The organism is Micromonospora sp. NPDC005171 (genome assembly GCF_040608575.1).
GTDB lineage: Bacteria > Actinomycetota > Actinomycetes > Mycobacteriales > Micromonosporaceae > Micromonospora.
The window spans coordinates 309024-327075 of sequence record NZ_JBEXIM010000002.1 but is presented as its reverse complement, the minus strand read 5'-3'; the positions used below and the strand labels follow the sequence as shown (position 1 = coordinate 327075).

18 protein-coding genes are annotated in these 18052 nt (G+C 72.1%); 13 read left to right on the top strand and 5 right to left on the bottom strand.

Annotated elements, in window-relative coordinates; translation table 11 throughout:
* Nucleotide 1: 1 nt before the first annotated feature.
* The gene (mgrA, locus tag ABZU74_RS05480; RefSeq protein ID WP_355418809.1) at nucleotides 2-997 is read right to left on the bottom strand and encodes an L-glyceraldehyde 3-phosphate reductase; all 996 of its coding nucleotides are present in this window, start codon (nucleotides 995-997) and stop codon (nucleotides 2-4) included.
* Nucleotides 998-1067: 70 nt separating this feature from the next.
* Here mgrA and ABZU74_RS05475 point away from each other — a divergent pair, with 70 nt between their 5' ends.
* The 8 genes from ABZU74_RS05475 to ABZU74_RS05440 all read left to right on the top strand — a co-directional run bounded on the left by ABZU74_RS05475 (nucleotide 1068) and on the right by ABZU74_RS05440 (nucleotide 9618).
* Nucleotides 1068-2048 (top strand): aldo/keto reductase, encoded by a 981-nt coding sequence (locus tag ABZU74_RS05475; protein WP_355418807.1) that lies wholly within the window; start codon nucleotides 1068-1070, stop codon nucleotides 2046-2048.
* On the top strand, nucleotides 2045-2551 hold the full coding sequence (locus ABZU74_RS05470) for a hemerythrin domain-containing protein (protein WP_355418805.1): 507 nt from the start codon (nucleotides 2045-2047) through the stop codon (nucleotides 2549-2551). The genes ABZU74_RS05475 and ABZU74_RS05470 overlap by 4 nt, the downstream gene beginning before the upstream one ends.
* Before the next feature lie 55 nt (nucleotides 2552-2606).
* Nucleotides 2607-3851: a histidine kinase gene (locus ABZU74_RS05465; protein WP_355418803.1), complete on the top strand. Its 1245-nt coding sequence runs from the start codon at nucleotides 2607-2609 to the stop codon at nucleotides 3849-3851.
* Nucleotides 3848-4498, top strand: a complete 651-nt coding sequence (locus ABZU74_RS05460) for a response regulator transcription factor (RefSeq protein WP_355418801.1) — start codon at nucleotides 3848-3850, stop codon at nucleotides 4496-4498. Before ABZU74_RS05465 ends, ABZU74_RS05460 begins: the two co-directional genes overlap by 4 nt.
* Before the next feature lie 76 nt (nucleotides 4499-4574).
* Nucleotides 4575-5651 (top strand): hypothetical protein, encoded by a 1077-nt coding sequence (locus tag ABZU74_RS05455; protein WP_355418799.1) that lies wholly within the window; start codon nucleotides 4575-4577, stop codon nucleotides 5649-5651.
* 58 nt (nucleotides 5652-5709) lie between these two features.
* Nucleotides 5710-7170 (top strand): sigma 54-interacting transcriptional regulator, encoded by a 1461-nt coding sequence (locus ABZU74_RS05450; RefSeq protein WP_355418797.1) that lies wholly within the window; start codon nucleotides 5710-5712, stop codon nucleotides 7168-7170.
* A complete protein-coding gene (locus tag ABZU74_RS05445) occupies nucleotides 7170-9125 on the top strand; it encodes a VWA domain-containing protein (protein ID WP_355419139.1) in 1956 nt (651 codons plus the stop codon). The genes ABZU74_RS05450 and ABZU74_RS05445 overlap by 1 nt, the downstream gene beginning before the upstream one ends.
* 28 nt (nucleotides 9126-9153) lie before the next feature.
* A complete protein-coding gene (locus tag ABZU74_RS05440) occupies nucleotides 9154-9618 on the top strand; it encodes a hypothetical protein (RefSeq protein WP_355418795.1) in 465 nt (154 codons plus the stop codon).
* 129 nt (nucleotides 9619-9747) lie between these two features.
* Here ABZU74_RS05440 and ABZU74_RS05435 read toward each other — a convergent pair whose 3' ends face one another.
* Nucleotides 9748-10755, bottom strand: a complete 1008-nt coding sequence (locus tag ABZU74_RS05435; RefSeq protein ID WP_355418793.1) for a helix-turn-helix domain-containing protein — start codon at nucleotides 10753-10755, stop codon at nucleotides 9748-9750.
* 52 nt (nucleotides 10756-10807) lie between these two features.
* On the opposite strand from ABZU74_RS05435, the gene ABZU74_RS05430 reads away from it, so the two are divergent.
* Complete coding sequence (locus ABZU74_RS05430; RefSeq protein ID WP_355418791.1) at nucleotides 10808-12112, top strand: MFS transporter; 1305 nt, start codon at nucleotides 10808-10810, stop codon at nucleotides 12110-12112.
* A gap of 13 nt (nucleotides 12113-12125) precedes the next feature.
* Here ABZU74_RS05430 and ABZU74_RS05425 read toward each other — a convergent pair whose 3' ends face one another.
* The 3 genes from ABZU74_RS05425 to ABZU74_RS05415 are packed head-to-tail and all read right to left on the bottom strand — an operon-like array spanning nucleotide 12126 to nucleotide 13675.
* Nucleotides 12126-12833: an RICIN domain-containing protein gene (locus tag ABZU74_RS05425; RefSeq protein WP_355418789.1), complete on the bottom strand. Its 708-nt coding sequence runs from the start codon at nucleotides 12831-12833 to the stop codon at nucleotides 12126-12128.
* A gap of 47 nt (nucleotides 12834-12880) precedes the next feature.
* A complete protein-coding gene (locus ABZU74_RS05420) occupies nucleotides 12881-13165 on the bottom strand; it encodes a DUF427 domain-containing protein (RefSeq protein WP_130407584.1) in 285 nt (94 codons plus the stop codon).
* A 39-nt stretch (nucleotides 13166-13204) separates the two neighbouring features.
* Nucleotides 13205-13675, bottom strand: a complete 471-nt coding sequence (locus ABZU74_RS05415; RefSeq protein WP_355418787.1) for a YbaK/EbsC family protein — start codon at nucleotides 13673-13675, stop codon at nucleotides 13205-13207.
* Nucleotides 13676-13768: 93 nt separating this feature from the next.
* Here ABZU74_RS05415 and ABZU74_RS05410 point away from each other — a divergent pair, with 93 nt between their 5' ends.
* The 4 genes from ABZU74_RS05410 (at nucleotide 13769) to ABZU74_RS05395 (ending at nucleotide 18026) form a co-directional block, all read left to right on the top strand.
* Nucleotides 13769-15166 (top strand): FAD-binding oxidoreductase, encoded by a 1398-nt coding sequence (locus ABZU74_RS05410; RefSeq protein WP_355418785.1) that lies wholly within the window; start codon nucleotides 13769-13771, stop codon nucleotides 15164-15166.
* Complete coding sequence (locus ABZU74_RS05405; RefSeq protein WP_355418783.1) at nucleotides 15163-16506, top strand: class I SAM-dependent methyltransferase; 1344 nt, start codon at nucleotides 15163-15165, stop codon at nucleotides 16504-16506. Before ABZU74_RS05410 ends, ABZU74_RS05405 begins: the two co-directional genes overlap by 4 nt.
* Nucleotides 16507-16606: 100 nt before the next feature.
* A complete protein-coding gene (locus ABZU74_RS05400; RefSeq protein WP_355418781.1) occupies nucleotides 16607-17164 on the top strand; it encodes a helix-turn-helix domain-containing protein in 558 nt (185 codons plus the stop codon).
* The gene (locus tag ABZU74_RS05395; protein ID WP_355418779.1) at nucleotides 17157-18026 is read left to right on the top strand and encodes an SRPBCC family protein; all 870 of its coding nucleotides are present in this window, start codon (nucleotides 17157-17159) and stop codon (nucleotides 18024-18026) included. Before ABZU74_RS05400 ends, ABZU74_RS05395 begins: the two co-directional genes overlap by 8 nt.
* Nucleotides 18027-18052: the final 26 nt, after the last annotated feature.

Genomic DNA, 18052 nt, shown 5'->3' with positions numbered 1-18052 from the left:
CTCAGCCCAGGTGGCGCTCGATCTCGGCCAACTCGTCGGCACTGAAGTCGAGGTTGTCCAGCGCGGCGATGTTCGTCTCCAACTGCTCGACGCTGCTCGCCCCGATGATCAGGCTGGTCATCCGCGGGTCACGCAGCGCCCAGGCCAACGCGAGTTGGGCCAGCGACTGGCCGCGCCCCTCGGCGACAGTGCCGAGGCCACGGATGGTGGCCATCTTCTCCTCGCTGAGGTCGCTCTCGTTGAGGAAGACGCTGGTGCGCACCCGCGAGTCGGCCGGAATGCCGCCCAGGTAACGGTCGGTCAGCAGGCCCTGAGCCAACGGGCTGTACGCGATGCAGCCCGCGCCGACCTGCTCCAGCGTGTCGAGCAGGCCGTCGGACTCGGTCCAGCGGTTGAGCATCGAGTACGACGGCTGGTTGATCAGCAGCGGCGTACCCAGTTCACGCAGGATCGCGGCAGCCCGCGTGGTCTGCTCCGAGTTGTAGTTCGAGATGCCGACGTAGAGCGCCTTGCCGGAGCGGACGATGGCATCGAGCGCCCCCATCGTCTCCTCCAGCGGGGTCTCCGGGTCGAACCGGTGCGAGTAGAAGATGTCGACGTAGTCCAGCCCCATCCGGCCCAGCGACTGGTCCAGCGACGAGATGAGGTTCTTGCGCGAGCCCCACTCCCCGTACGGGCCGGGCCACATCAGGTACCCGGCCTTGCTGGAGATGATCAGCTCGTCCCGGTACGACCTCAGGTCGGTGGCGAGCATCCGGCCGAAGTTCTCCTCCGCCGAACCGGGCGGTGGGCCGTAGTTGTTGGCCAGGTCGAAGTGGGTGACGCCCAGGTCGAAGGCGCGGCGCACGATGTCGCGCTGCCGTTCGAACGGGCGGTCCGGACCGAAGTTGTGCCACAGGCCGAGCGAGACGGCGGGCAGCCGCAGGCCACTGCGTCCGCTGCGCCGATAGGTCATGGAGTCGTAGCGGTCATCCGCGGCGAGGTAGGTCACGATCATGAGCCTAGCTCCGGCCCAGCCTCACGCGGATCTGGCGTGGAAACCGGGACATCGGGGTAGTTTCGACGCCATGCGTTTCATTGCGCTCGACACTCCGAAACCGCTGTCCAAGATCGGCTTGGGCACCTGGCAGTTCGGCTCCCGGGAATGGGGGTACGGCCCGGACTACGAGCGGCAGGCGGCGCAGATCGTCCGACGGGCCGTCGAGCTGGGCGTGACGGTTTTCGACAGCGCGGAGATCTACGGCTTCGGGCGCAGCGAACGCATCCTCGGCGCGGCCCTCGGTGACGACCGGCCCAAAGTGGTGGTCGCCAGCAAGATCCTGCCGGTGCTGCCGGTGGCCGCGGTGGTGCAGCAGCGGGCGGTCGCCTCGGCGGCCCGCCTCGGTGTCACCAGCATCGACCTCTACCAGGTGCACCAACCCAACCCGCTCGTCGCCGACCACACCACCATGCGCGGCATGCGGACCCTGCAGGACGTCGGGCTGGTCGGCGAGGTCGGCGTCAGCAACTACGGGCTGCGCCGCTGGCAGGTCGCCGAGGCGGCGCTCGGCCGGCGGGTGCTCAGCAACCAGGTCCGCTACAGCATGCTCGACCGCGCACCCGAGCAGGACCTGCTGCCGTACGCGCGGCAGGCAGGTCGGGTGGTCATCGCGTACAGCCCGCTCGCGCAGGGCTTCCTCTCCGGCCGCTACGACGCCAAGAACCCGCCGGCCGGCGCGGTCCGGCGCGCCAACCCGTACTTCCTGCCGGAGAACCTGGAGCGCGGCACGGCCCTGATCGACACCCTGCGCCAGGTCGCCGACGCCCACGACGCCACCCCCAGCCAGATCGCGCTGGCCTACCTGCTGCGCCACCCCAACGTGCTCGCCATCCCCGGCGCGTCCGGGGTCGAGCAGATGGAACGCAACGCCGCCGCCGCTGACATCGACCTCGCCGAGGACGAGTACACGGCGCTGGCCGAGACCGCGAAACGCTTCCGCCCGATCACCGGACTCGCCGCGATGCCGGCGATGCTGCGTGCCCGGTTCGCCAACACCACCGGAAAGTGACCACAGTGGACGACATCACCGCGCTGATCCTGGACGACCACGCCGCCTTCCGGCGTGGCTTCGCCCGCCTCGACGACGCCCGCGACGAGCAGGAGATGCTCGCCATCTGGGACGCCCTCGCCCTGCACCTGGACATCCACGCCGAGGCGGAGGAGGCGATCCTCTACCCGCACCTGGTCAAGCACGGCGACGACGGTGAGGACGAGACCGCCGACGCGATCGGCGACCACAACAAGATCCGCGACGCCGTCGCCGAGGCGAAGCTGCACCCGGTCGGCTCGGACCAGTGGTGGGAAGCGGTCGGCACGGCCCGCCGGGAGAACAGCGAGCACCTGGCCGAGGAGGAGGACGAGGCGCTGCCCGACTTCCGCCGGCACGCCAGCACCGAACTCCGCGCCGAGCTGGGCCAACGCTGGCTGACCTTCTACGGCGAGCACAAGAACGGCCGCAACCTGCCCTTCCGCGACAAGGACCCGCAGCAGTACGTCGCCGACCACCGCTGAGATCTCCCCGACGCGGGGGAGTCGCCGGGACCGTCGCCGGCAGCAGAATGACGAGGTGACCCTCCGAGCGGCGCTGGCCCCGCTGGTCGCCGGCACCACCTGGCGACGCGGCGTGTACCTGCTGCTCGGCGGCGTGCTGGCGCTGCCGTACGGGCTCCTCGCGGTGACCTTCGCCCAACTGCTCGCCGACTCGGCGATCCCGCGCCCACTCGTCTACGTCCTGCTGGTCATCGCGGTGCTGATCGCCGTGGTCCCGTTGCTGCTGGACGGCAGCCGCGCCCTGGAGATCGCCGCCGTCCGGGCCCTGCTCGGTGTCGACCTGCCCGAACCCGCGCCCGGGCACCACGGCGACCGGGAGACCCGGCTGCGCAGCGCGCTCTGGATCGCCACCCACCTCATCATCGGCGCGCTGGTCGGGATCGCGCTGTTCAGCGCCCTGCCGATGGCGTTGGCGTTCATCGCCCAGCAGTTCGGCATCGGCGAAGAGCTGACCAGCCGGGAACGGTTCGGGCCGCTCGACGGGCATGACAGCGGATGGCTGACAGTGACCGGGGTGCTCCTGCTGGTCGGCCTCGGCTACGCCGTCGCCGGGCTCGGCGCGCTCGCCGGGTCCATGGCGCCGGTGCTGCTCGGCCCGGCTCAGGCGGAGCGGATCGCCGCCCTCGAAGCACAGGCCACCCGGCTCGCCGAACGCAACCGGCTGGCCCGGGAACTGCACGACTCGGTCGGTCACGCGCTGACCGTGGCCACCCTCCAGGCCGGGGCGGCCCGCGAGGTCCTCGACACCGACCCCGAATTCGTCCGGCGGGCGCTCACCGCCATCGAGGACGTCGGGCGGACCGCCATGGACGACCTCGACCACGTGCTCGGGCTGCTCCGGGAGAACGGACGCGACAGGCCCGTTGTGGCGCCGCAGCGTACCCTCGCCGACCTGGACCGGTTGGTCACCGACGCCCGCGCGGCCGGCCTGACCGTGCACGCGCATCGCGCCGGTGACCCGACCCGGGTGCCCGCCGCGGTCTCCCGGGAGGGCTACCGGATCGTCCAGGAAGGACTGACAAACGCGGCCCGGCACGGCCACGGCCCGGTGACGGTACGCCTGGACCTGCACAGCGACGCGCTGGAGTTGGAGTTGGTGAACGCGATGAACCAGCCCGGACGGGCCCGGCTGGGGCGGGGCGGTCGAGGCCTGGACGGCATGCGGGAGCGGGTGCTGCTGCTCGGCGGCCGGATCACCGTGGGCCCGGACGGCGACAGGTGGCTCATCCGGGCCCGCCTGCCCTACGAGGAGACGCGATGACCACCGGGGTGCTCATCGTCGACGACGACGAGCTGATCCGGATCGGGCTGCGGGCCATCATCGACGCCCAACCCGACCTGCACGTGCTCGCCGAGGCCGCCGACGGGGCCGAGGTGCCGCCGCTGGTCGCCCGGCACCGGCCGGACGTGGTGCTGATGGACGTGCGGATGCCCGGCATCGACGGCATCCAGGCCACCCGGCACCTGCTGGCCACCTCCGCCGACCCACCCCGGGTGCTTGTGGTCACCACGTTCGCCAACGACGAGTACGTCTACGAGGCGCTGCGGGCCGGCGCCTCGGGGTTCCTGCTCAAACGGGCCCGGCCCGCCGAGGTGGTGGAGGCGGTCCGGGTGGTCGCGGCCGGTGAGTCGCTGCTATTCCCGGCCGCGATCCGCCAGCTGGTCGGGGCGTACGGGCCGGTGGGCGGCGACCGGTTGACCGCCGCCCGGCTCACCGAACGGGAGGCCGAGGTGCTGCGGTTGATGACCACCGGCCGGTCCAACCCGGAGATCGCCGCGCACCTGGTCGTCGGGGTCGAGACGGTGAAGACGCACGTCGGCAACGTGCTGGCCAAGCTGGGCGTCCGTGACCGCACACAGGCGGTCATCGCCGCCTACGAGTCCGGCTTCGTCACCCCGTCCGGCTGATCGGTCCCTCGACCGGGGGAGCGGGTTCACCGGCAGCCGGGAGGGAATCCGGCGGTCAGCCGCCGAGGCTGAGAACATGACAACGATCACTGCCTCCCGACCCCGTACCGACTCCCGCTGGCCGGACCGGCTCGCCCCCCTGGCCGCCGGTTGGCTCGGCCTGTGGGGCGTGCTCGCCCTGATCAGCATGCTCACCGGCGCGGGCTACCCGTTCGGCCCGAACGACCCGCACGGCGGCGACGTCAGCCTGCTGCGCCTGATACCCGTGGACGTGGCCACCCCGCTGTTCGCCGGCGTGCTGCTCACCGCCGCGGTCGCCGCGCTGGCCATGAGCCGCCCCGCCGCACGTCCACCCGGCCAGGCGCGGGCGCTGCTCGCCGGCTACGGCTGGGCGGTCGCGTTCGTGCTCGTCATGGTCGTGCCGGACGTCCGAGTGCTGATCATCCTCGGCTACCTGCCGATACTGATCGTCGGAGCGCCGTTCGGCTGGCCCCCGGTCGACTACTCCGACGTCTTCACCTGGGCGCTGTTCGCCCGGTTCGCGGCGCTGGCCGGCGGGCTGCTGCTGGTCGGAACGGTGCTCGCCTGGCAAAGGCGTACCGCCGGGACCTGCGTCGGCTGCGGCCGCGCCGACACCGGCCAGGGGTGGACCACCCCGGCCGCCGCCACCCGCTGGGGCCGGTGGGCCGCCGGCCTCGCCGCTGCCATCCCATTGACGTACGCGTTGACCCGGTTCGCCTGGGCGGCCGGCATCCCGCTCGGCATCTCCCGCGAGTTCCTGACCGAGATGCAGGACACCGGGCTGGTCTGGGCCGGGTTCGGGCTGGCCGCTTTCGCCACCGTTGGCGCGATCCTCACCCTTGGCCTGGTGCAGCGCTGGGGCGAGCGGTTCCCGCGCTGGATGATCGGCCTCGCCGGTCGGCGGGTGCCGGTGAAGCTGGCCGTGGTGCCGGCCACCCTGGTCGCCATCGCGGTGACCGCGGCCTCGCTGGGCCTGCTCAGCAATCCTGAGTTCTGGCGGCTGACCGGCGGCTTCAGCATCACCGGGGCGCCGATGCTGCTCTGGCCGCTGTGGGGCGTGGCGCTGGGCGCCGCCACCTACGCGTACCACCTGCGTCGCCGGGGCGCCTGCCGGCGTTGCGACCGGGGCTGAGGGTGGTAGCGGGGGTGCTCCTTTGATGCCCGGGGCACCCGCGCGAATGTGAGCTAGCGTGGGTCGGGTGACTGCGCCTACCCCGGTAATCCCGGTTCCACCGGCCGACCTGCCCGGCACGCTCGGCGCGCTACGGGCGGCCGGTCACCAGTACCGCACCGTCAAGCAGGAACTCCGCGACAACCTCCTCGCCCGGATGCGCTCCGGCGAGACCCGTTTCCCCGGCATCGTCGGCTACGACGACAGCGTGCTGCCCGAGGTCGAGCGGGCACTGCTCGCCGGGCACGACATGGTGCTGCTCGGCGAGCGCGGCCAGGGCAAGACCAGGCTGATCCGCTCGCTGGGCGCGTTGCTCGACGAGTGGACCCCCGTACTTCCCGGCTCGGTGCTCAACGAGCACCCCATGCACCCGCTCACCCCGGCGTCCCGCGCCCAGGTCGCCGAGGCCGGCGACGAACTGGCGATCGGCTGGCTGCACCGCTCGATGCGGTACGGCGAGAAGTTGGCCACCCCGGACACCAGCGTCGGCGACCTGATCGGTGACGTCGACCCGATCCGCATCGCCCAGGGCCGTACCCTCGGCGACCCGGAGACCATCCACTTCGGGTTGGTGCCGCGCACCAACCGGGGCATCTTCGCCGTGAACGAGCTGCCCGACCTGGCCGAGCGCATCCAGGTGGCGCTGCTCAACGTGCTGGAGGAGCGGGACATCCAGGTTCGCGGCTACCAGCTGCGCCTGCCACTGGACCTGCTCCTGGTGGCCAGCGCCAACCCGGAGGACTACACCAACCGGGGCCGGATCATCACCCCCCTCAAGGACCGGTTCGGCGCCGAGATCCGCACCCACTACCCGGTCGACCTGGAGTTGGAGCTGGCGCTGATCCGCCAGGAGGCCGACCTGGTCGCCGAGGTGCCGGAGCACGTCCTGGAGGTGCTGGCCCGCTTCGCCCGCGCCGTCCGGGAGTCGCCGTCGGTGGACCCGCGCTCCGGTGTCTCCGCCCGATTCGCCATCGCCGCCGCCGAGACGGTCGCCGGTGCCGCACTGCGCCGCGCCGGGCTGCTCGCCGCCTCCGGCACCCCGGACGGGCGCCCCGAGGCCGCCGTCGCCCGCGTCGGTGACGCGGTGTCGGTGACCAGCACGCTGCGCGGCAAGGTCGAGTTCGAGAGCGGCGAGGAAGGTCGGGAGATCGAGATCCTCGCACATCTGCTGCGGACCGCCACCGCCGAGACGTTCCGCGCCCACCTGGCCGGGCTGGACCTGTCCGGGTTCACCGCCCTGGTCGAGGACGGCGCCGCGATCGAGACCGGCGAGTTGGTGAGCGCCGCCGAGCTGCTGCGCCAGGTCGGCACCGTACCCGGGTTGGCGAAGGTCCTGGACCGGCTCGACCTGGGCGACGCGCCCACCTCCGAGGAGGCTGCCGCCGCCGTCGAGTTCGTGCTGGAAGGGCTGCACCTGACCCGCCGGCTCGGCAAGGACGTCACCGACTCGGGGCGCACCGTCTACGGCGGCCGGGGCTGATTGTGGCCGGCAACCGGTTCCGTTACGGGCAGTGGAACGGCGGGCCCGACCCGCTCGCACCCCCGTACGACGTGCGCGAGGCGGTGGACGCGGTCGGTGCCGAGGTGCTGGCCGGCGGCAGCCTGCGGGAGGCGCTGCGCGACCTGTTGCGCCGAGGCCCGCAGGGGCGGGGTGGCCTGGACGACCTGGCCGCCCGGGCTCGGCGGCTACGCCGGGAGGCGCTGCGCAGGGGTGACCTGGATGGCGCGGTGACCAGGGCCCGGGCACTGCTCGACCAGGCCCTCGCCGCCGAGCGGGACGAGCTGCGGGGTCGCGACGACGACGACGCCCGGTTCGCCGAAGCGGTGCTGGACAATCTGCCCCGCTCGACGGCGCGGGCGGTGGAGGAGCTGTCCGGCTACCAGTGGGTCAGCGACGACGCCCGCCGCTCGTACCAGCAGATCCTCGACCAGCTCCGCGACGACGTGCTCGGCCAGCGCTTCGCCGGGCTGCGCGACGCGGTGCGCGCCTCCGCCGACCCGGCCGCCCAGCAGCGGCTCGCCGAGATGATGGGCGACCTGAACGACCTGCTGGCCCGGCACGGTCGCGCGGAGGACACGACCGACACGTTCGCCGAGTTCATGCGCCGACACGGTGACTTCTTCCCGGAGAAGCCGGAGTCCGTCGATGAGTTGATCGACGTGCTGGCCCGCCGGGCGGCGGCCGGTGAGCGGCTGATGAACTCGCTCTCCGAACGGCAACGCGCCGAGCTGGCCGGCCTCATGCAGCAGTCGCTCGGCGACCGCCTCGCGGGGGAGTTGTCCGCGTTGGACGCGAACCTGCGGGCACTGCGACCCGATCTGCGCTGGGGGCGGGGCGAGCGGGTCCGCGGCGACCAGCCGCTAGGCTACGCCGACGCGGCCGGCGCGCTGGGTGAGATCGGCGAACTGGACGACCTGCTGGACCAGCTCGACCAGGAACACCCGGGGGCGACCCTCGACGACGTGGACGTCGACGCGGTGGCCCGCACGTTGGGCCGGGACGCGGCCGACGACGTTCGCCGGCTGCGCGATCTGGAGCGGGAGCTGCGCCGCCAGGGTTGGGTGAGCCGGGACGCGGATGGGCTGACGCTGAGCCCAAAGGCGCTGCGCCGGCTCGGCGGGACCGCCCTGCGGCAGGTCTTCGCGGAGTTGACCGCCGGGCCGCGCGGCCAGCACGACCTGCGCTCGGCCGGTGCGGCGGGCGAGGTCAGCGGCGGCTCCAGGCCCTGGCAGTACGGCGATGAGCAACCGTTGGACGTGGTCCGGACGCTGACCCGGGCGGTCAGTCGGGCCGGGCCGACGGTTCCGGTGCAGCTCGCGGTGGACGACTTCGAGGTGGTGGAGACCGAGAGGCGTGCCTCGGCCGCGGTGGTGCTCTGCGTCGACCTGTCGTACTCGATGATCTCTCAGGGTCGTTGGGGGCCGATGAAGCAGACGGCGCTGGCGCTGGCCCACCTCATGGAGACCCGCTTCCCGCAGGACGCCCTGCAGATCGTGGGCTTCGGCCGGGAGGCGATGACGCTCACCCAGCAGGAGTTGGCGGCCGTGGAGCCGGACATGGAGCAGGGCACCAACCTGCAGCACGCGCTGCGGTTGGCGGGCCGGCACCTGCGCCGGCACCCGGACGCCGAGCCGATCGTGCTGGTGGTCACCGACGGTGAGCCGACCGCCCACCTGGACCCGGACGACGGGGAGGCGCTGTTCCACTGGCCTCCGCTGCCGGAGACGATCGAGGCGACGGTCCGCGAGGTGGACCGGCTGAGCCGCTACGGCGCCACGCTCAACCTGTTCATGCTCGGCGACGACCCGGGCCTGCGGCGCTTCGTCGACGCGGTGGCCCGCCGCAGCCGGGGCCGCATGTTCACCCCGGACACCGACGACCTGGGCGAGTACGTGGTCAGCGACTACCTCCGCTCCCGCCAATCCCGCCGCTAATCCGCGGTCTGGCGGGTTGACTGGGGAGATGGAGAGCGGGGGATTGCGGCGGGCGTACGGTGCCCTGTTCGCGGAGGTCGATGCTGGCGGGTTCGGTCCGGCTCCGGAGGGACAACTCAGTGCCGAGCAGATCGTCGCGCATCTGGTCGCCAACGACGAGCTGATGATCCAGGCCACCGAGGCGTTGTTGGCCGGGTCGCCGTTCGCCTACTACGAACTGGAAGAGGACATCCGCCGCCCGCAGCTCGACGCGCTCGCCGCCGAGCAGGGTGGCTTGCGTGGCCTGACCGCGCTGCTGCACGGCACGAGCGACCGACTGTGCGGGCTGGTCGACCAGCTCGGCCTGGCCGCGGACACCCCTGTCGAGACGCACCTCCGCGAGGGCTTCGACCTCATCGTCGATGAGCCGCTGCCCTGGTCGCGCACCCTGGACCTGCACACCCGGGTGCACCTGCCCAAGCACCAGTCCCAACTGCACCTGCTCCGGTCCTGAGCGGCGCTGTTCTTTGAGCCGCCCCGTTCCGGCGCTGTCCGGCGTTGCCGGCTGCCCGGCGTGGCGGGCTTCCGGCGGGACTCGCGCCGCGCGCCTGGGGAGCAGCGCGGTCGGCATCGGCCGGGGGGCTCAGGTTTCGATCAGCTCGGGGCGGGGGTGGAAGGTGCGGCGGTAGGTGGACGGGGCCACCCCGATGCGTTGGTGGAGTTGCTGGCGTAGGGCGGCGGTGGTGCCGAAACCCGAGCGGTGGGCGATCTGGTCGACGGTGAGGTCGGTCGTCTCCAGCAGCAGTCTCGCGTGGTCGGTGCGCTGTTGCAGCAGCCACTGGGCCGGGCTCAGGCCGGTCTCCAATCGGAAGCGCCGGGTGAAGGTGCGCACGCTCATCCGCGCCTGCTCGGCCAGGTCGCGCAGCGCGATCGGTTCGTGCAGTCGCTGGCGTGCCCACTCCCGGGCGGCGGCCGTGCTGGTGTCGGTCGCCTTCGGCACCGGTTGCTCGATGTACTGCGCCTGACCGCCGTCGCGCCACGGCGGCATCACGCAGCGGCGGGCCGCCCGGTTGGCCACCTCACTGCCGTGGTCGAGGCGGATGACGTGCAGGCAGAGGTCGATGCCGGCGGCGACTCCGGCCGAGGTGAGCACCCGGTCGTCGGCGATGAAGAGCACGCCCGGGTCGAGGTCCACCCGGGCGTGCAGGCGGCGGAACCGCTCGGCGTACGCCCAGTGGGTGGTCGCCCGCCGCCCGTCGAGGAGCCCGGCGGCGGCGAGCACGAACGCCCCGGTGCAGATCGACATGATCCGGGCACCCCGCTGGTACGCCGCGTGCAGCGCCACGGTGACCTCCGGCTCGACGGCGCCCGAGGTCAACGCGGTGCCGTCGTGGATGCCCGGGACGATCACCGTGTCGGCGGTGCCCAGCAGCTCCAGACCGTGGTCGGGGACCACCTGGAAGCCGGCGGTGCTGCGTACCGGCTGCCCGCCCGGGGTGCACACCCGGACGTCGTAGAAGGGTGTCCCGTCAGCGGCGCGGGCGGTGCTGAAGACCTGGGACGGGGTGCCGAGGTCCAGGCCAACCACCTGGTGCAGCGCGAGTACGGCGATCCGGTGCGGGCGAGCGCTCATGGCCCGATTATTGCGCATGATGGCTTTCCGGCCACTCGTCGAGGTGAGTGGGCCCGCTCAGACTTGTCCCGTGACCAAGAACCGCCGTCTGCATCCCGCCTGGCTGGTCGCCGCCGTCGCCTTCGTGGCGCTCGTCGGCGCGGCCGGCTTCCGCGCCACCCCGTCGGTGCTGCTGCACCCACTACACGAGGAGTTCGGCTGGCCGCTGGCCACGATCTCCGCGGCCGTCTCGGTCAACCTGCTGCTCTACGGGCTCACCGCGCCGTTCGCGGCCGCCCTGATGGACCGGTTCGGCATCCGCCGGGTGGTCTCGGTGGCGCTGCTGCTGGTCGCCGCGGGCAGCGGTTTGACGGTCTTCATGACCGCCAGCTGGCAGCTTCTGCTCTGCTGGGGTGTGCTGGTGGGGCTGGGCACCGGCTCGATGGCGTTGGCGTTCGTGGCCACCGTCACCGGCCGGTGGTTCGTCCACCGACGGGGCCTGGTCACCGGAGTGCTGACCGCCGGCGGGGCGGCCGGACAGCTGGTGTTCCTGCCACTGATCGCCATCCTGGTACGCGACCACGGTTGGCGTACCGCCGCACTCGTGGTCGCCGCGGCGGCGCTGGCGGTCGTACCCCTTGTGGTGTGGCTGCTGCGCGAGCACCCGGCGGATCTCGGCCTGCCGGCCTACGGGGCGACCGAGGTCGTCGCGGCGCCGCCCGCGACCGGCGGCGCGGCGACCAGGGCGCTCGGCGCGCTGGCCACCGCGGCCCGGACCCGCCCGTTCTGGCTGCTGGCCGGAGGGTTCGCGATCTGCGGGGCGACCACGAACGGCCTGGTCGGTACGCACTTCGTGCCGGCCGCACACGACCACGGCATGGCCCAGACCACGGCGGCCGGGTTGCTCGCCCTGGTGGGGCTCTTCGACATCGTCGGCACGATCGCCTCCGGCTGGCTCACCGACCGGGTGGACAGCCGCCTGCTGCTCGGCATGTACTACGCGCTGCGCGGGTTGTCCCTGCTGGTGCTGCCGAGCCTCTTCTCCGGCACCGCCGAGCCGAGCATGCTGGTGTTCATCGTCTTCTACGGCCTGGACTGGGTGGCCACCGTGCCACCGACAGTGGCGCTGTGCCGGGAGTACTTCGGTGGCGCCGGAGCGGTGGTGTTCGGCTGGGTGTTCGCCGCGCACCAACTCGGCGCGGCGGTCGCCGCGACCGGCGCGGGGCTGGTCCGGGACCGGCTGGGCGACTACGCGATGGCCTGGTACGTGGCGGGCGCGCTGTCGATCGGCGCGGCCGGGCTGTCGTTGCTGCTGCGCCGACGACCGGGCCGACCGGTGCCGGAGGCCGTGCTGGTCGCCGCGACCGCGCCGCGGGCGTGGAGCTTCCGGGGCTGAGCGGGTCGGACGGTCAGCCGAGGGTCCACTGCTGGGCGGGTCGGCCGTCGCAGGCGCGCTGCCGGATCTCGTCGTCGGGCTCGTCGCCGTCGTCGTCGGCCTGCCCGCACCTGCCGCTGTGCACAGCCACCAGCAGCACCGGGCCGGTGCCGGTGGGGGACAGCCGCCACTGCTGGTTGGTCCCGCCGTGGCAGGGGAACTGGAGCAACCGCGCGCCGTCGTCGGTACTGCCACCCTCGACGTCGAGGCACTGCCCGTGGGCGGCGTTTGTCAGCGTCACCACGCCCGCGCCGGCCGGGTTGACGACCCACTGCTGCTCCGGGCCGCCGGTGCAGACGGCCAATTCGGCCCCCGCCTCCTTGTCGTCGCCGTCGAGCCCCAGGCAGAGCCCGGACGCGACCCGCAGCACCCGGGGCCCGGTGGTCGGTGCCGCCGAGGGCGTCGGCGACGGCTCGACCGCCGGGGTCGGTGTCGGCTCGACCGCCGGGGTGGTGGCCTCCGCCGCGCCGGACGTCGCGCCGACAGTGGCCGGCACGGCCGGCTCGTCGTCGTCGCCGTCGAGCAGCCCGGTCGCGAAGACCAGCCCGAGGAGTGCCCCCACCAGCCCGACCCCGAGCGCCACCCGCAGCAGCGGGTCGGCGAGCGGGCCGGAACGCGCGGCCCGTCGGCGGCCGCCGTAGACGGTGCCGGCGGGGTCGGGGCGTTCCTCGGGCGCGGGCATACGGGCCATCCTCACCCACCGCCGTCGGCCACGGCCAGTCGGTGCCGTCAGTCGACGACCCGGACGTCCTTCCAGAACGCCACCCGGTCACGCACCATCTCGGCGTCCGGTTTGGGCTCCGGGTAATACCAGACCGCGTCCTTGCTGGTGCTGCCCTCGTGCTCGAGGGAGTAGTAGGAGGCGGTGCCCTTCCACGGGCAGACGGTGTGCGTCGTGGACTCGCGGATCAGGTCGTCACGCAGGGCGGAGCGAGGGAAGTAGTGGTTGCCCTCGACCAGCACGGTGTCGTCGCTCTCGGCGACGACCAGGTCGTTCCACACGGCTTTTGGCATGCCCCCAACACTATTCCGCGCCGCCGCCCGGGGTTGCGCTCAGCGGGTGGGCTGCGGGTCGGTGACGTCGGCCACTGTGGCGTCGAGGGCGGCGATCGCGGTGTCGGCGTCGATCGCGATGGCGAGACCCCGCTCGCCGGCACCGAGGGTGATCTCCCGTCCGCGTAGTCGCTCGTCGGCGACAACCGGCCAGGCGGTGCTCGCGCCGAACGGGGTGATGGTGCCACGTTCGTAGCCGGTGGCGGCCAGGGCGCCCGCCGCGTCCGGCATGGAGAGCCGGTGCACCCCGAGCAGGGCGCGCAGCTTGGGCCAGGAGATCACCCGGTCGCCGGGGGTGAGCACGAACAGGTGATCGGCTTCACTACGGCGTACGACGATCGTTTTGACCACGTCGGGCACGGCCACGCCTCGGGCGGCGGCGGCCTCCGCGAGACTGCCTACCGCACCGTGGCTGACCAGCCGATACGGCAGTTGGGCGGCGTCCAGGGCGGTGATCGCTGGCGATGGCATGCCCGCCACGTTAACCGTCGGGCCTGCCACCGGACGGGAAACTGCCACCGCCGACATCCCACGGTTTCCAAACGGCGAGCGTAAGGTGATCACATGCGCGCTGAGCGTGTGGATCAACCGATTGACCATGATCAAGCGGTGGACACGTTGCGGCGGTCGTACGCCGCGGTGCCCACGGGCGAGCCTGTCCGGCTGGCCAAACGCACCTCCAACCTGTTCCGCCCCCGGTCCGCTCCCCGGACTCCGGGGCTCGACGTGAGTGGCCTGAACGGCGTGCTGTCGGTCGACCCGGCCGGCCGTACCGCCGACGTGCAGGGCATGTGCACCTACGAGGACCTGGTCGACGCGACGCTGCCGCACGGGCTGATGCCGCTGGTGGTGCCGCAGTTGCGCACCATCACGCTGGGCGGCGCGGTGACCGGCCTCGGGATCGAGTCGACCTCGTTCCGCAACGGCCTGCCGCACGAGTCGGTTCGGGAGATGGACGTCCTCACCGGCACCGGTGAGATCATCACCGCCCGCCCCGACGGGGAGCACGCCGACCTGTTCACCGCGTTCCCCAACTCGCTGGGCAGCCTCGGCTACGCCACCCGGCTGCGCATCGAGCTGCAACCGGTCGGCCGGTACGTGGCGTTGCGCAACGTCCGGTTCACCCGGCTGGAGGCGCTGACCGACGCGATCGCGGAGGTGACCGCCACCCGTTCCTGGGCCGGCGAGCCGGTGGACGCGATGGACGGGGTGATGTTCAGCCCCGGCGAGGCGTACCTGACCTTCGCCACGTTCACCGACGCGGCCGGTCCGCCCAGCGACTACACCGGTCAGGCGATCTACTACCGGTCGCTGCGCCAGCGCACCCGCGACGTGCTCACCGCGTACGACTATCTGTGGCGCTGGGACACCGACTGGTTCTGGTGTTCGGCGGCGTTCGGCGCCCAGCACCCGGTCGTGCGCAGGCTCTGGCCGGCGCGTTACCGGCGCAGCGACTTCTACCACCGACTGGTCCGGTTGGAGCACCGCCACCAGGTGGCGGCCCGGATCGACCGGCTGCGCGGGCAACCCGCCCGGGAGCGGGTCGTGCAGGACGTGGAGATCCCGCTGGACCGGACGGCCGACTTCCTGCGCTGGTTCGCCGGCGCGGTGGGAATGAACCCGGTGTGGCTCTGCCCGTTGCGACTGCGTGAGCCGGCGGGGCCCGGCTCGGCGCGGTCCTGGCCGCTGTATCCGCTCCGGCCGGGGCAGGACTACGTCAACATTGGGTTCTGGGGGAGCGTGCCGATCGCGCCGGGCGCCGCCGACGGCGACGTCAACCGCACGATCGAACGCAGGGTGTCGGAGTCGGGTGGGCACAAGTCGCTCTACTCCGATGCGTACTACGACCGGGACGCCTTCGATCGCCTGTATGGCGGCGACACGTGGCGCGCGGTGAAAGACCGCTACGACCCGGACCACCGGCTGACGGGACTGTACGAAAAGGCGGTAGCACGAGCATGAGCCTGACCGACAGAGATCAAGGGGCGGCGAGCGTCCCTGCCACCCCGCCGGCGGGGGGCCGGCACACGGGTCCGACCGTCGCGGATGTCGTCCGCGCGGTCACCACGGGGCCGTTGCCGGTGCGGATCACCGGGTACGACGGCAGCGCCGTGGGCCCGTCCGACGCCGGCATCACCCTGGGGATCCGTTCCGAGCGCGGGCTGTCGTACCTGCTCACCGCACCCGGCGACCTGGGCATGGCCCGGGCGTACGTCAGCGGTGACCTGGCGTTGCAGGGCGTGCACCCGGGTGACCCGTACGAGGCGTTGCGGGTGCTCAAGGACGAGCTGCGGTTACGTCCACCGTCGCTGGCCGAGGGGCTGGCGCTGGTCCGTGGGCTGGGCTGGGAGCGGCTGATGCCGCCGCCGGCACCGCCGCAGGAGGCGCAGCCCCGCTGGAAGCGCGTGATGAACGGAATGCGGCATTCACGGGTGCGGGACAGCACGGCCATCTCGCACCACTACGACGTCTCCAACGCCTTCTACGAGAAGGTGCTCGGCCCGTCTATGACGTACACCTGCGCGGTTTTCCGGTCCCCGGACGACACGTTGGAGCAGGCCCAGGCGGCCAAGTACGACCTGGTCGCCGGCAAGCTGGCGCTGAAGAAGGGGATGCGGCTGCTGGATGTCGGCTGCGGCTGGGGTGGCATGGTGCGCCACGCCGCCCGCGAGTACGGCGTCAAGGCGCTTGGGGTGACCCTGTCGAAGGCGCAGGCGCAGTGGGCGCAGGCCGCGATCGAGCGGGAGGGGTTGACCGAGCTGGCGGAGGTGCGGTACCTGGACTACCGGGACGCGCCGGCCGAGCAGTTCGACGTCATCTCGTCGATCGGGTTGACCGAGCACATCGGGGTGCGCAACTACCCGGCCTACTTCGGGGCGCTGCGCAGCCGGCTGCGGCAGGGCGGGCGACTGCTCAACCACTGCATCACCCGCGCGGACAACCGGGCGCCGCACCGCTCCGGCGCGTTCATCGACCGGTACGTCTTCCCGGACGGTGAGCTGGCCGGCCCGGGCCGGCTGATCAGCGAGGTGCACGACGCCGGGTTCGAGGTGCACCACGAGGAGAACCTGCGCCAGCACTACGCGCTGACGCTGGCCGCCTGGTGCCGCAACCTGGTCGAGCACTGGGACTTCTGCGTCTCCGAGGTGGGCGCGGGCACCGCCCGGGTGTGGGGGCTCTACATGGCCGGGTCGCGGATGGCGTTCGAGCGCAACGGCATCCAGCTGCACCAGGTGCTGGCCACGCACAACGGCCCGGATGGGGTGAACGGCTACCCGTTGCGGCCGGACTGGTTGCCCTGATCACCTGCTGAACGCCGCCTGAAGCCGCGTCGAGAAAGTCGGCGCGGCTTCTCGCAAAGCCATTGACAAAGAAGTTTTGTACGTACAAACTGATTTTGCCATGAGAGAAGTCCTGTACCTGGAGCAGATCGAGCAGGCCGAGGCCCTGCTCAAGCCGCAGCGCGTCGAGGTGCTGCGGCAACTGGCCGAGCCGCGCACCTGCACCGAGGTCGCGGCCCGACTCGACCAGACGCCACAGCGCGTCTACTACCACGTCAAGCAGCTCGTCGCGGCCGGCCTCGTCGAGCTCGTCAACGAACGCAAGGTCCGCGGCATCACCGAAGGCATCTACCAGGCCGCCGCCCGGTCCTACTGGCTCTCCCCGCGGCTCGTCGGCCGGATCGGCCTGCGCCGGGCCCGCGACGAACTGAGCCTCGGTTACCTGCTCGACCTGATGGAGGAGGTCCAGGCCGACATCGCCGGCCTGGACCGGGCGGCACCCGAGCTGCCCTCGATCGGGGTCTCCGGCGAGATCCGGGTGCCGGCCGAGCAGCGCCAGCAGTTCATGCACGACCTGCAAACCGCACTTCAGGACCTGTTCACCCGCTACGGCGGCAGCGAAGGAGATGCCTTCAAGCTGGCCGTCGCCTGCTATCCGAAAGGGAACGCCAATGAGTGAGCCGATGAAGGTCAAGGCCCGTCTCTCCGCACCGGTCGGGCGCGTCCGCCAAGCCCTGACCGACCCGGCCGAGCTGCGTCTCTGGCTGGCCGAGCACGCCGAGGTCGAGCTGCCCCAGCGGTACGAGTTCTGGGGTCGCTACACGCCCGAGGGCGACGCCCCGCACCAGCGGCTGCTGCACGCCGACGACGACACGCTGCGCTTCAGCTGGCTGCTCGACGGGGTGGAGACCACCACCGAGTTCCAGTTGACCGCCGAGGGCACCAACAGCACAGTGCTCACGCTGACCCAGAGCCACTTCGACTTCGCCGAGGCGATGAGCGGCTCCAGCATCCGGGGCGTGCTCCAGACGTTCTGGGCGCTGTCCATCGCCAACCTGGCCGCCCACGTGGAGGGCAAGCCACTGCTGCCCCGCACCGACTTCACCTCCGCCGACCTGCGCGGCGAGCTGGTCATCGCCGCCCCCGCCGACAAGGTGTGGGAGTCGCTCACCGACTCCGAGCAGGCCAGCGCCTGGTTCGGCTACCCGATCGGCATCGAGCCCTGGGTCGGCGGCCGGTACGCCATGGGCGGCTTCGAGAACGGCTACGCGGCCAAGGTCGTCGACCTGGAGCCCGGCCGGCGGATGTCCATCGACTGGGGGCCGACCGGCGTGTCGACCTGGGAGCTGGCCGAGTCCGGTGGCCGGACCACGCTGACCTTCGTGCAGAGCGGCTTCGACGAGGCCAACCCGCCGTACGGGGCCTGGAGTGGCTCGGTTGCCGGGCTGTACGAGCTGCGCCGCTTCCACGAGGTGCCGAACTGGCAGCCGATCTGGATCTCCGAGGAGATCCCCGGCCTGGAGCCCGCGCCGACCAGCTGAAGTTTGATCATCTCGCCTTGATCGTG